The organism is Bradyrhizobium sediminis, from assembly GCF_018736085.1.
Classification (GTDB): Bacteria; Pseudomonadota; Alphaproteobacteria; order Rhizobiales; family Xanthobacteraceae; genus Bradyrhizobium; species Bradyrhizobium sediminis.
Map to the genome: position 1 here is coordinate 373,637 of NZ_CP076134.1, position 12,007 is coordinate 385,643.

Sequence of the window (12,007 nt, forward strand, 5' to 3'; positions counted from 1 at the left end):
GCGCAGCGAAGCAATCCAGCTTTCTTGCCTGTGGCACGATGGATTGCTTCGCTGCGCTCGCAATGACGAACGAGAGGTCATTTCTTCTTCCCCAGACCGGGGAAGCCGCCGAGGCCCGGCAGGTTCGGCTTGCCGCTCAGGCCCGTCAGCCCCGGCAAATTAGGCAGGCCGGTGCGCAGGCCCGCGGGAAGGTCCTTCGGCAGCGCGGGCATGCCGCCCGGTCCGGCGCCGCCCGGCATTTTCTCCGCCAGCGCCTTCATCTGTTCCGGCGACGGCATGCCGCCGCCAAAACCCATGGCCTGCGCGATGCCGGCCAGGGGGCCGCGCTTGCCCGAACCCATCGCCTTCATCATGTCGGCCATGTTCCGGTGCATCTTCAAGAGCTTGTTGACTTCCTCGACCTTGACGCCGGCGCCGGCGGCGATGCGCTTCTTGCGGCTCGCTTTCAGGATATCGGGGCTTTTGCGCTCCTGCCGCGTCATCGAATCGATTACCGCGATCTGGCGCTTGATGATCTTGTCGTCGATCCCGGCGTTGGCGATCTGGTTCTTCATCTTGGCGATGCCGGGCATCATGCCCATCAGCCCGCTGATGCCGCCCATATTCGCCATCTGCAGCAATTGTTCGCGCATGTCGGCGAGGTCGAACTGGCCCTTGCGCATCTTCTCGGCGACGCGCGCGGCCTTTTCCGCATCGATGTTCGCCGCCGCCTTCTCCACCAGCGACACCACGTCGCCCATGCCGAGAATGCGGCCGGCGATCCGGCTCGGATGAAAATCTTCCAGCGCGTCGGTCTTTTCGCCGGTGCCGATCAGCTTGATCGGCTTGCCGGTGACCGCGCGCATCGACAGCGCCGCGCCGCCGCGGCCATCGCCGTCGACCCTCGTCAGCACGATGCCGGTGAGGCCGACGCGCTGGTCGAAGGAGCGCGCGAGATTGACCGCGTCCTGGCCAGTCAAGGAATCCGCGACCAGCAGCACCTCATGCGGATTGGCGGCGGTTTTGATTTCCGCGGCTTCCGTCATCATCTCTTCGTCGAGCGTGGTGCGGCCGGCGGTGTCGAGCAGCACCACGTCGTAGCCGCCGAGCTTGGCGGCTTCCAGCGCGCGCTTGGCGATCTGCGCCGGCTTCTGGCCGGCGACGATCGGCAGAGTCTGGATCTCGAGATCGCGACCGAGCACCGCGAGCTGCTCCATCGCCGCCGGGCGGTAGATGTCGAGCGAGGCCATCAGCACCTTGCGCTTGTCGCGTTGGGTCAGGCGGCGCGCGAGTTTCGCGGTGGTGGTGGTCTTGCCGGAGCCCTGCAGGCCGACCATCATGATCGCGACCGGCGGCACCGCGTTGAGGTCGATGGTCTGGCCGTCGGAACCGAGCGTGGCGATCAGCTCGTCATGGACGATCTTGACCACCATCTGGCCGGGGGTCACCGACTTGACCACGGTGGCGCCGACCGCCTGCTCGCGGACCCGGTCGGTGAAGCTGCGGACCACGTCGAGCGAGACGTCAGCCTCGAGCAGCGCGCGGCGCACCTCGCGCATCGCCGCGTCGACATCGGCTTCCGACAGCGCCCCGCGCCCCGTCAGCCGATCGAGAATGCCACCAAGCTTTTCCGACAGATTGTCGAACAATTCAGCACTTCCTTCGTCATGCCTGTCGCAGGCACTGCATTACTCACCGTCGTCATACCCCGCGAAAGCGGGGTATCCAGTACGCCGCAGCTTCTCGGCTCAAGCGAGCTGCTCTGGGATACTGGATCACCCGCTTTCGCGGGTGATGACGACCTGTTGTGTCTCGGCAGTACGCCGGGACCGCATTCCAAACAATTTTGCGCCCGAGGGCGCATCGCGCTGTCGGGCGTTGACCTCCGGCCTCCTGGGCCGGGCGGCGGGTCGAAAAGAACGTCTTTCCGAGAGTTGCGGCGGTTAAACCTCCGCAAGCCCGGAAAGTCAAGGAAAGTCGCGGCAAAATGGCGTTTTCGTGAAGCCGGAAGGCCAGCCACCCCCTTGCCGATACGGGCATTTTCAGGCCAATCGGGACCATTGAATGCGGCAGTCTGGATTTGCAGCATGTATGACGGGCCTGTCTCCGACCACTTCGACGGCAAGCAGTTTTTCGATCCCGACGGCGTGCCGCCGAAATCGCTCCGCGAGGTGCTGCGCTGGCAATTCGGCTGGGACCGGCAGCGGCGCGCCTGGCCGGAATGGGTGCCGAGCCCGCACGCCGACACGCCGCCGCCGCGCGTCGATGGCGGCAAGGTGCGGCTGTCGTTCGTCGGCCATGTCAGCTGGCTGATCCAGACCTCGGGGCTGAACATCCTGATCGATCCGGTGTGGTCGGAGCGGGCCTCGCCGGTGCGCTTTGCCGGACCGAAGCGCCGCAACGATCCCGGCATTGCCTTCGACGCGCTGCCGGAGATCGACATCGCGCTGGTGTCGCACGGTCACTACGACCATCTCGACCTCGCCACGCTGTCGAAGCTCGCGGACAGGCACGCCCCGCGCGTGATCACGCCGCTCGGCAACGATGTCGCGATGCGCCGTGCCAATGCCGCGATCAAGGCCGAGGCGTTCGACTGGCACGACCGCGTCGAACTCGGCGGCGGCATCGCGGTAACCCTGGTGCCGACGCGGCACTGGACCGCGCGCGGCCTGTTCGACCGCAACAGGGCATTGTGGGCGAGTTTCGTGGTCGAGACGCCGGCGGGCAAGATCTACATCGTCTGCGATTCCGGCTATGGCGAGGGCAAGCATTTCCGAAAGGTGGCCGAAGCGCACGGCCCCTTGCGGCTGGCGATCCTCCCGATCGGGGCCTATGAGCCGCGCTGGTTCATGAAGGACCAGCACATGAATCCGGCTGACGCTGTAAAGGCGCTGGCCGACTGCGGCGCCGAGCAGGCGCTGGCGCATCACCACGGCACCTTCCAGCTCACCGACGAGGCGATCGACGCGCCGGCCGCGGCGCTGGGTCAGGCGCTGGATGAGGCGAAGATTCCGCGCGAGAAGTTCGTGGCGCTGAAGCCGGGCCAGGTGTTCGAGATCTAGAGAAGGCAACGCGCGTGCCGAAGCAGCCCTTCTGACGAGCAGGCGCACTTGGAGCGGGATGGTATCGGGTTGGGGGCGACGACGGACCATTCCCCTTTTCGGGCCCGGACGCGGCGCAGCACGCGTGCTGCGAGACGGGGAACTCTACTTTGCATGGGGTTGTTTTCGCGTTTTTTTGTCGCGGCCCTAAGGCAGGCGCCACGCCCCGGCCGGGGCCCGGATCGCCGGTGCTTCGCGCTGAGGGCGAATCGATTGAACTCCAACCCATCATGCTCTGGCTGGAACAGCTACGGCTCTCTCGCCTTGATCGCCCAGGACACGCTCACCGTCACCGAAAGCGTCTCCTCGCCTTGCGCCACAGGGGCTGCCGCCACCATGCCGGCGGCCATCCTGCGATAGGGCACCGGCGGGGCATTGCCCTCTTCGGAAATGCTGAGCGGCGCGCCGAGCGTGACGCCGGCGGCCCTGGCGTAGATCTCGGCCTTGCGGCGGGCATCGGCGACCGCCTTTTCGCGGGCCTCGTCGAGCAGTTTCGACGCCTGCAACACCATGAAATTGATGCCGCCGATCTCGTTGGCGCCGGCGCCCACCAGCGTGTCGATCACGCCGGCGACCTTGCTGACGTCGCGCACCTTGATCGTCACCCGATTGCTGGCGCGGTAGCCGACGACGGCCGACGGCCCGGCGCGGTTCGGCGCATATTGCGGCTGCAGCGACAGCCGCGAGGTCTGGATGTCCTTTTCCTGGATATTGGCGGCCTTCAGCGCCAGCAGCACCTTGCCCATCGCGGCGTTGTTGGCCTCGGACGCCTCGCGCGCGGTCTTGGCTTCCGAGGTGACGCCGCCATCGACCTGCGCCAGATCGGGCGGCACCGATACGGTGGCTTCGCCGGTGACGGAGATCGCCGGCGGCGCGGTTTCGGCCAGCGCGGGCGCGGCAAGCAGCGCAATCGCGGCGAGGGCGGCGGCGAGGGGACCAGGATGTTTCATGGCTCTCACTTCAGCGGCACGTAGACGTTGATGACGAGCTTGTCCTCGGCGGTCTTCAGGGGATCGGTGAGGTATTCCTCGATGAAGGTGTCCTTGGCTTCGAGCTTCTTCTCGTCGAGGTGGTTGGTGATCGCCTCATAGGTATTGTCCATATTGTCGTAGGACCCGCGATGGACGAATTTCAGCGACTTGCCCTCGGGCGATTTGCCGATGCTCATGTCCTTGGTCAGGTTCTTAGGATCCTGCTCGATCGGGATTTCGGCGAGGAAGGTGAAGCCGGTATCGTCGGTCGAGGTGTAGACGATCATCGGATTGCCCGTTGCCTTGATGCCCTGCTTTTCGAGCAGCGCGGTCAGCGCCTTGAAGGAATCGATCAGGGTGTCGAATGCCGAATCCCAGCCGGCGTTGCCCTTGATGATGACGACCTTTTTGGGCTCCAGCGTGATCTGTTCGCCGAAGGGATCGGCGGTCTGAACCGGCGCGGCCGCCGGCGGCGTTGCCGGGGTCTGCGCGGTGGCCGGGGGAGCCGCGGGCGGGACGGAAGGGCTTGCTGCCGGGGCGGGGGTCTCCGTCGGCGCCGGGCTCGGGGTCGCCGACGGGGCCGGCGCCGGTGTCGCCGGACTGCTCGCTGCGGGAGGGGCCGGCGTGGCTGTTGGGTTGGCCGCCGGCGATTGCGCCAGCGCGGCGCCACCCCAGGTCAACGCCGCCAGCGGTATCAGCGCGATCATGGTGGTGCGGTAAGAACGCATAAAATTCATTCGGATGGTCCCCTGGGCCGTGTGGCTGCTGCCGTTTGCCGGCCCGCCCCGGATCGGGCCCGGCAAAATGCAGACATCGCAACGTTAACACGCAAGGGTCGATTCCGTCTCATGACAGATATGTCATGCGCGCCGCCCGCCGGGCGCGGGGGTCAGACACAGATTCGCCGCACTGGCCAATCGGGGGATATTCGCCATATAAGACAGGCATAATTTACGGAAACTCGATGAGCGCGCTCGCCAACCACGCATTCGCCAAGATGAACGGTATCGGCAACGAGATCGTCGTGGTCGATCTGCGCGACAGGCCGGGCCCCGTCACGCCGGAGGACGCGCGCGCGGTCGCTTCCCCCGCCGGCGTGCACTACGACCAGCTGATGGTGCTGCAGCCGCCGCGGCTTGCGGGCACCGAGGCTTTCATCCGCATTTTCAACAATGACGGCTCCGAATCGGGCGCCTGCGGCAACGGCATGCGCTGCGTGGTGCGGCGGCTGTTCGAGAAGACCGGCCAGACCGCCGTCACCTTCGAGACCAGGGCAGGGCTGCTGAACTGCTGGCAGGGGCCGCGTCCGGATCTCTACACCGTGGACATGGGCGCGCCGAAGTTCGGCTGGCAGGATATTCCGCTGGCGGAAGAGTTCCGCGACACCCGCTACATCGAACTGCAGGTCGGGCCGATCGACGCGCCGGTGCTGCATTCGCCGTCCGCCGTCAACATGGGCAATCCGCACGCGATCTTCTGGGTCGACGACGTCAACGCCTACGACCTCTCCCGCTTCGGGCCGCTCTTGGAAAACCATCCGATCTTTCCCGAGCGCGCCAATATCACGCTGGCCCATATCGTCGATCGCGATCACATCACGATCCGCACCTGGGAGCGCGGTGCGGGGCTGACCAAGGCCTGCGGCTCGGCGGCCTGCGCCACCGCTGTTGCCGCGGCGCGGCTGAAGCGCGCCAACCGTGCCGTCGAGATCACGCTTCCCGGCGGCAAGCTCTCGATCGAGTGGCGCGAGGGCGACGATCACGTGCTGATGACGGGCACCGCCGATTTCGAATATGAGGGGCGGTTCGATCCGGCGCTGTTCGCCAGCGTCGCCTGAATCATGAGCGTCGAGATCGTCACCTTCGGCTGCCGCCTCAATGCGTTCGAATCCGAAGTGATCGCGCGGGAGGCGGAGCGCGCCGGGCTTGCCGACACCATCGTCATCAACAGTTGCGCCGTCACCAACGAGGCCGTCGCCCAGGCGCGGCAATCGATCCGGCGGCTGAAGCGCGAGCGGCCGGAGGCGCGCATCGTCGTCACCGGCTGCGCGGCGCAGACTCAGGCTTTGATGTTCGCCGACATGGCCGAGGTCGATCGCGTCGTCGGCAATGACGACAAGATGCGCGGGCAAGCCTGGCGCAATGCGCGGGCGGCGTTCGATACGGCGCCGGCGTTCGGCATCGAGGCAAGCGAAAAGATCGCAGTCGCCGACATCATGGCGGTCAGACAGATGGCGCCGCATCTGCTGGAAGGCTTTGCGAAGGGCTTGCCTCGCGTATTCGTGCAGGTGCAGAACGGCTGCGATCACCGCTGCACCTTCTGCATCATTCCCTATGGCCGCGGCAATTCGCGCTCGGTGCCGATGGGCGCGGTGGTCGATCAGGTCCGCGTGCTGGCCGAACGCGGCCATGCCGAGATCGTGCTGACCGGCGTCGACCTCACGAGCTACGGCGCCGACCTGCCGGGCGCGCCGAAGCTCGGCCAACTGACCAAACAAATCCTGCGGCATGTGCCGGAATTGAAGCGCCTGCGGATTTCTTCGATCGATTCCATCGAGGCCGATCGCGATCTGCTCGACGTGATCGCCGACGACGAGCGGCTGATGCCGCATCTGCATCTGTCGCTGCAGTCGGGCGACGACCTGATCCTGAAGCGGATGAAGCGGCGGCATTCCCGCGCCGACGCGATCGAGTTCTGCGCGCAGGTGCGGCGGCTGCGGCCGGACATCGCTTTCGGCGCCGACATCATCGCGGGGTTTCCGACCGAAACCGAAGAGATGTTCGCGCGTTCGCAGGATCTGGTGCAGGAATGCGGGCTCACTTTCCTGCACGTGTTCCCCTATTCGCCGCGGCCGGGCACGCCGGCGGCGCGGATGCCGCAGGTGAACGGCAACGCGATCAAGGAACGCGCCCGGCGATTGCGGGCAACCGGCGAGGCCGCGCTGCAAGAGCGATTGGCATCAGAGGTCGGCGCGACGCGTCAGGTGCTGATCGAGAGCGCCACGCAAGGCCGCACCGAACATTTCGTGCCGGTGGCGATCGAGGGCGAGGTGCCCGGCGCGGTGCTGGAGTTGGCGATCACCGGACATGACGGCGCGCGGCTGATCCCAGACTGTCGTCGCACGGCTTGACCGGGCGACCCAGTACGCCGGGACTTCTCGTTTGATTTCAGACGTCTCTGGAATACTGGGTCCCCCGCTTTCGCGGAGGACGACGGCGGTGTGTTTGGCGGTACTGCGCCACTTCCCGCAGTCACTCCCCGTTCCACCCGCACGCTCTAAGCCGCTCCTGCAAATGCCCCGGCGCAGGCGCCACCACGCGCACCGGTTCCTTGTTCTTCGAGATCGGGATCACGATTTCGCGGGAATGCAGGTGCAGGGTCGGTTCGCCGAAACGGGGGCCGTTGCCGTAGATATTGTCGCCGACGATCGGCCAGCCCGAGGCCGCCGAATGCACGCGCAATTGATGGGTGCGGCCGGTGACCGGTTCGAGCGCGAGCCAGGTGAGGCCATTGCCGCGCCCCAGCACCCTCCAGTTGGTGACCGCTTTCTGCCCTTCCGGATCCGGTTTCTGCCACCAGCCGCGTTCGGCGTTGAGGCGGCCGAGCGGCATGTCGATGGTGCCTTCATCTTCGGCAGGACCGCCCTCGACCACCGCCCAATAGGTTTTTGAAATCTTGCCATGTTTGAACAACAGACCGAGCGAGGCCGTGGCCTTGCGGTGGCGTCCCAGCACGAGACAGCCAGAGGTGTCGCGGTCGAGCCGGTGGGCCAGCACCGGCGGCCGCGGCAGGCCGAAGCGCAGCGCGTCGAAGGAGGATTCCAGATTGGCGCCGCCCTTGGGGCCGCGATGCACCGGCAGCCCCGCCGGCTTGTCGATCACCAGCATCAGCCCGTCGCGGTGGAGCACGCGGGCCTGGATTTCATCCGCCGTTAATTCGGGAACAACCATCGATCGGTCGAGACTTTCGCTCATGGCGCGAAACCGCTAACACACCCCCAGCATGAACGATACCACTCCCGAAAAGACAAAACTGAGCTGGTGGCGGCGGCTGTCCGGCGGCCTGAAGCGCACCTCGAGCTCGCTCGGCTCGGCGGTGGCCGATCTCGTCACCAAGCGCAAGCTCGACCGCGCGATGCTCGAGGATATCGAGGACGTGCTGCTGCGCGCCGATCTCGGCACCGAGGTCGCGGCACGCATTTCGGCCGCGGTCGGCCACGGCCGTTACGACAAGACGATTTCGGCTGACGATGTGAAGACCGTGGTCGCGACCGAGGTGGAGAAAGTTCTGTCGCCGGTGGCGAAGCCGCTCGTGATCGACGAGACGCAAAAGCCGTTCGTCATTCTGGTGGTCGGCGTCAATGGCTCCGGCAAGACCACCACGATCGGCAAGCTTGCCGCCAAATTGAGCGCCGAGGGGCGCAAGGTGATGCTGGCGGCCGGCGATACCTTTCGCGCCGCGGCCATCGAGCAGTTGAAGATCTGGGGCGAGCGCACCGGATCGCCGGTCATTGCCGGCGCGCAGGGTTCGGATTCCGCGAGCCTTGCCTTCAATGCGCTGACGGCGGCGCGCGAGCAGAAGCTCGACGTGCTCTTGATCGATACCGCCGGCCGGCTGCAGAACAAGGCCGAATTGATGAACGAACTCGAAAAGGTCGTTCGCGTCATCAAGAAGGTCGACGCCTCGGCGCCGCATGCGGTGCTGCTGGTGCTGGATGCCACAGTGGGACAAAATGCGCTGTCGCAAGTGGAAGCGTTTCATCGTACCGCAGGCGTCACCGGTCTGGTCATGACCAAGCTCGACGGCACCGCGCGCGGCGGCATCCTGGTGGCGCTGGCCGAGAAGCACAAACTGCCGGTGCACTTCATCGGCGTCGGCGAGGGCATCGACGACCTCGCGCCGTTTACCGCGCGGGATTTTGCGCAGGCGATCGCAGGGATTGAGTCTTAGGTTTTTCTTGTCATGCCTCGCGAAGGCGGGGCATCCAGTACGCCGCGCCGCTGGTTGGAATCGAGGCGCCTCTGGAATACTGGATCATCCGCCTACGCGGATGATGACAGCAACATGGGATACGTTATGGACAAGACCACGCCGCATCCGCTGTTCAAGCTCGCGACCGAACTCGGTCCGCTGATCGTCTTCTTCGTCGCCAACGCCAAGTTCAACCTGTTCGTCGCCACCGGCGCGTTCATGGTGGCGATCGTCGCGGCGATGATCGCGTCCTACGTGGTGGTGAAGCATGTGCCCATGATGGCGCTGGTCACCGGCGTTATCGTCATCGTGTTCGGCACGCTCACCCTGGTGCTGCACGACGAGACCTTCATCAAGGTCAAGCCGACCATCATCTACGGCCTGTTCGCGGCGATCCTCGGCGGCGGGCTGTTGTTCGGCCGCTCCTTCATCGCGATCATGTTCGACCAGATGTTCAACCTCACGCCGCATGGCTGGCGTATCCTGACCATGCGCTGGGCGCTGTTCTTTTTCGCGATGGCGATCCTGAACGAAATCATCTGGCGTACCCAGAGCACCGATTTCTGGGTCGCGTTCAAGGCGTTCGGCGTGATTCCGCTGACGATGGCCTTTGCGATTGCGCAGATGCCGCTGACCAAGCGTTACCATCTGGCGCCGGCCTCGCTGGAAGCGAGCGAAGCCGACGCGGGCGACGTGACGAAGGGGTAAAGCCCGTCATTGCGAGGAGCGCAAGCGACGAAGCAATCCATCTTGCCTTGCTATGGATTGCTTCGCGGAGCCTGTCATCGGGCGGCGCTGCGCGCCGACCCGTTGGCTCGCAATGACGGAAAGATCAGCTCTTCTGCTTGGCGATGATCTTGTCCTTGATGCCGTCATAGGTCTTCTCGGGCAGGATCTTCTTCTGCACCAGCTCGTCCTTGCCCTTGTAGGGCCGGCCCTTGATGATCGCAGCAGAATAGGCCTTGCCGACACCCGGGAGCGCATCGAGCTGTTCGGCGGTTGCCGAATTGATGTCGAGCAGTTCGACCTTGGGGGCGGGCGCCATCTTCGATTCGGCGGCAGGCGCTTTCGGCGCGGGAGCCATTTTACTGTCGGATTTGGCGGCGGGCTGGGTGGCCTGGGCCATGACCGGCGTAGCCGTCAGCAAACCAAGGGTGAGTGCAGTTGCAGCAAGTGAAGCAAGCGTGAAATGACGCATCGGGTGTCCCTCCAAGGACGGTTCAAGTAACGCCCATCAAGCTAGCTTCGAATTCGTGGCGGCGCCATGGCCGCCAAATGAACGGCAGATAAAAGCGAAAATATATTTGCTGTTAGCGTCATTCCGGGGCGGCTCCAACGGGTCGGCGCTTTTGCGCCGCCCGATGACAGGCTCCGAGCCGAACCTCGGATGTGCCATTGCACATCGGGGAATCTCGAGCTTCCGGGTTCATCGCTGTGCGATGCCCCGGAATGACGACTGCGTCGTCACTTCAGCGCCTTGTCGATCTCGGCCCTGAGCACGCTGTCGAAATTCGCCGGGGTCACCGGGCCGACCATCTTGTAGACGATGGTGCCGTCGCGTCCGACCACGAAGGTTTCCGGCACGCCATAGACGCCCCATTCGATCGAGGCGCGGCCGTTGCCGTCGACGCCGACAATGCCGAACGGATTGCCGTAGCGGCCGAGGAAGCGCCGGGCGTTGTCGGGCGAATCCTTGTAGTTGATGCCGACGAGCTGCAGCCGTTTGTCCTTGCCGAGTTCGGTCAAGAGCGGCGCCTCGTCGTGGCACGGCACGCACCATGAGGCCCAGACGTTGACGACGCTGACCTTGCCCTTGAAGGCGGCGGGATCGAGCCCGGGCACCTGGACGCCGTTGTGGACGAGACCCTGCAGCGGCGGCAGCGCGGTTTGCGGCGCCGGGCGGCCGATCAGGGCGGAGGGGATTTTGGAGGGATCGCCGCCGTACAGCCGCAGCAGGAACAGGCCGGCCAGCGCCATGAAGGCGACGAGCGGCAGCGCCACCAGCCAGCGCCGGCTTCGCGGCGATCCGTCCGGGGACCGGGGCTCGCTCATCAGATCTCCGTCGCGCCGCGCCCGGAGCGCCGGGTGACGCCGCTGGCTTCGAGCTCGCGCAGCCGCGCCTTCTGGCGACGATAATCGATCGCGATCCAGACGATCAGGATCAGCACCACGGCTGTCGCCAGCACGTAGGATGTCACGACGAAGGAAGCGTAGGGACCGAGCGACATCGGGTTCACGCTGAACGCTGGCTGGCTTGCATCATCTGCAAGCTGCGCACCCGGCGGCGCAGGATTTCGTTGCGCATCGCCGCCAGGTGCAGCGTGACGAACAACAGCGAAAACGCCACCGCCATCACCAGCAGCGGAACCAGAAAGGCGCGGTCGAGCGCGGGTCCGCCCATCCGCATCACCGATGCCGGCTGGTGCAGCGTGTTCCACCAGTCGACCGAGAATTTGATGATCGGCAGATTGAGGGCGCCGACCAGCGTCAGGATCGCGGCGGCGCGCGCCGCGCGCGACGGATCTTCCACCGCGCGCCACAGCGCGATCAGGCCGAGATACATCAGAAACAGGATCAGCACCGAGGTCAGCCGCGCATCCCATTCCCAATAGGTGCCCCACATCGGCCGCCCCCACAGCGAGCCCGTGACTAGCGCCAGGAAGGTAAAGGCGGCGCCGATAGGTGCTGCGGCCTTGGCGGCGACGTCCGCGAGCGGATGGCGCCACACCAGCGTGCCCAGTGCGGCCAGGCTCATCACGCCCCAGACGAACATCGACAGCCAGGCATTCGGCACGTGCACGAACATGATCTTCACGGTCGAGCCCTGCTGGTAGTCGTCGGGCGCCATCGCCGATTGATAGAGGCCGACCAGCAGCAGGACGGCAGTCAGCGCCGCAAGCCACGGCAAGACGCGCGCGGTCAGCGCCAGGAATTTCGTGGGGTTGGCAAGGTCGATCAGCGTCATGGCATCCCTGATAATCGCCG

13 protein-coding genes are annotated in these 12,007 nt (G+C 65.5%); 5 read left to right on the top strand and 8 right to left on the bottom strand.

All coding sequences use genetic code 11. From position 1 onward, the window contains the following. Positions 1 to 77: 77 nt before the first annotated feature. Complete coding sequence (gene ffh, locus KMZ29_RS01855) at positions 78 to 1,628, bottom strand: signal recognition particle protein (RefSeq protein ID WP_215622227.1); 1,551 nt, start codon at positions 1,626 to 1,628, stop codon at positions 78 to 80. 438 nt (positions 1,629 to 2,066) lie between these two features. Between ffh and KMZ29_RS01860 the strand changes: the two genes are divergently transcribed. Then, a complete protein-coding gene (locus KMZ29_RS01860; RefSeq protein WP_215622228.1) occupies positions 2,067 to 3,041 on the top strand; it encodes an MBL fold metallo-hydrolase in 975 nt (324 codons plus the stop codon). 287 nt (positions 3,042 to 3,328) lie between these two features. Here KMZ29_RS01860 and KMZ29_RS01865 read toward each other — a convergent pair whose 3' ends face one another. Together KMZ29_RS01865 and KMZ29_RS01870 are read right to left on the bottom strand one after the other, a co-directional pair. Beyond that, entirely contained in the window at positions 3,329 to 4,030 is a 702-nt protein-coding gene (locus KMZ29_RS01865; RefSeq protein WP_215622229.1) for an SIMPL domain-containing protein, read from the bottom strand. 5 nt (positions 4,031 to 4,035) lie between these two features. Continuing rightward, positions 4,036 to 4,788, bottom strand: coding sequence for a GyrI-like domain-containing protein (locus KMZ29_RS01870; protein ID WP_215622230.1), 753 nt, complete (start codon positions 4,786 to 4,788; stop codon positions 4,036 to 4,038). A 227-nt stretch (positions 4,789 to 5,015) separates the two neighbouring features. Between KMZ29_RS01870 and dapF the strand changes: the two genes are divergently transcribed. Both dapF and mtaB read left to right on the top strand, forming a co-directional pair. Further along, the gene (gene dapF, locus KMZ29_RS01875) at positions 5,016 to 5,888 is read left to right on the top strand and encodes a diaminopimelate epimerase (RefSeq protein ID WP_215622231.1); all 873 of its coding nucleotides are present in this window, start codon (positions 5,016 to 5,018) and stop codon (positions 5,886 to 5,888) included. A 3-nt stretch (positions 5,889 to 5,891) separates the two neighbouring features. Then, entirely contained in the window at positions 5,892 to 7,181 is a 1,290-nt protein-coding gene (gene mtaB, locus KMZ29_RS01880; protein ID WP_215622232.1) for a tRNA (N(6)-L-threonylcarbamoyladenosine(37)-C(2))-methylthiotransferase MtaB, read from the top strand. 121 nt (positions 7,182 to 7,302) lie between these two features. Here the strand turns inward: mtaB and KMZ29_RS01885 are convergent, their stop codons facing one another. Beyond that, positions 7,303 to 8,001 carry an RluA family pseudouridine synthase gene (locus tag KMZ29_RS01885; RefSeq protein WP_215624097.1) on the bottom strand — a complete coding sequence of 233 codons (699 nt, stop codon included), beginning with the start codon at positions 7,999 to 8,001 and terminating at the stop codon, positions 7,303 to 7,305. Positions 8,002 to 8,053: 52 nt separating this feature from the next. Here KMZ29_RS01885 and ftsY point away from each other — a divergent pair, with 52 nt between their 5' ends. Then, positions 8,054 to 9,001 carry a signal recognition particle-docking protein FtsY gene (gene ftsY / locus KMZ29_RS01890; RefSeq protein ID WP_215622233.1) on the top strand — a complete coding sequence of 316 codons (948 nt, stop codon included), beginning with the start codon at positions 8,054 to 8,056 and terminating at the stop codon, positions 8,999 to 9,001. Between the two features lie 126 nt (positions 9,002 to 9,127). Then, complete coding sequence (locus KMZ29_RS01895; RefSeq protein ID WP_215624098.1) at positions 9,128 to 9,730, top strand: septation protein A; 603 nt, start codon at positions 9,128 to 9,130, stop codon at positions 9,728 to 9,730. Positions 9,731 to 9,854: 124 nt separating this feature from the next. Here the strand turns inward: KMZ29_RS01895 and KMZ29_RS01900 are convergent, their stop codons facing one another. The 4 genes from KMZ29_RS01900 to KMZ29_RS01915 form a co-directional block, all read right to left on the bottom strand. Beyond that, complete coding sequence (locus KMZ29_RS01900) at positions 9,855 to 10,220, bottom strand: ComEA family DNA-binding protein (RefSeq protein ID WP_215604465.1); 366 nt, start codon at positions 10,218 to 10,220, stop codon at positions 9,855 to 9,857. A gap of 266 nt (positions 10,221 to 10,486) precedes the next feature. Next, complete coding sequence (locus tag KMZ29_RS01905; RefSeq protein WP_215622234.1) at positions 10,487 to 11,074, bottom strand: DsbE family thiol:disulfide interchange protein; 588 nt, start codon at positions 11,072 to 11,074, stop codon at positions 10,487 to 10,489. Further along, positions 11,074 to 11,250 carry a heme exporter protein CcmD gene (gene ccmD / locus KMZ29_RS01910; protein WP_215622235.1) on the bottom strand — a complete coding sequence of 59 codons (177 nt, stop codon included), beginning with the start codon at positions 11,248 to 11,250 and terminating at the stop codon, positions 11,074 to 11,076. Before ccmD ends, KMZ29_RS01905 begins: the two co-directional genes overlap by 1 nt. Positions 11,251 to 11,255: 5 nt before the next feature. Then, positions 11,256 to 11,987, bottom strand: a complete 732-nt coding sequence (locus tag KMZ29_RS01915; RefSeq protein WP_215624099.1) for a heme ABC transporter permease — start codon at positions 11,985 to 11,987, stop codon at positions 11,256 to 11,258. Positions 11,988 to 12,007 lie beyond the last annotated feature (20 nt).

Bases quoted from the DNA above. Each gene is read 5' to 3' on its own strand.
- KMZ29_RS01860 (WP_215622228.1), top strand. From the start codon at position 2,067: ATGTATGACGGGCCTGTCTCCGACCACTTCGACGGCAAGCAGTTTTTC.
- KMZ29_RS01865 (WP_215622229.1), bottom strand. From the start codon at position 4,030: ATGAAACATCCTGGTCCCCTCGCCGCCGCCCTCGCCGCGATTGCGCTG.
- KMZ29_RS01870 (WP_215622230.1), bottom strand. From the start codon at position 4,788: ATGAATTTTATGCGTTCTTACCGCACCACCATGATCGCGCTGATACCG.
- dapF (WP_215622231.1), top strand. From the start codon at position 5,016: ATGAGCGCGCTCGCCAACCACGCATTCGCCAAGATGAACGGTATCGGC.
- mtaB (WP_215622232.1), top strand. From the start codon at position 5,892: ATGAGCGTCGAGATCGTCACCTTCGGCTGCCGCCTCAATGCGTTCGAA.
- KMZ29_RS01885 (WP_215624097.1), bottom strand. From the start codon at position 8,001: ATGGTTGTTCCCGAATTAACGGCGGATGAAATCCAGGCCCGCGTGCTC.
- ftsY (WP_215622233.1), top strand. From the start codon at position 8,054: ATGAACGATACCACTCCCGAAAAGACAAAACTGAGCTGGTGGCGGCGG.
- KMZ29_RS01895 (WP_215624098.1), top strand. From the start codon at position 9,128: ATGGACAAGACCACGCCGCATCCGCTGTTCAAGCTCGCGACCGAACTC.
- KMZ29_RS01900 (WP_215604465.1), bottom strand. From the start codon at position 10,220: ATGCGTCATTTCACGCTTGCTTCACTTGCTGCAACTGCACTCACCCTT.
- KMZ29_RS01905 (WP_215622234.1), bottom strand. From the start codon at position 11,074: ATGAGCGAGCCCCGGTCCCCGGACGGATCGCCGCGAAGCCGGCGCTGG.
- ccmD (WP_215622235.1), bottom strand. From the start codon at position 11,250: ATGTCGCTCGGTCCCTACGCTTCCTTCGTCGTGACATCCTACGTGCTG.
- KMZ29_RS01915 (WP_215624099.1), bottom strand. From the start codon at position 11,987: ATGACGCTGATCGACCTTGCCAACCCCACGAAATTCCTGGCGCTGACC.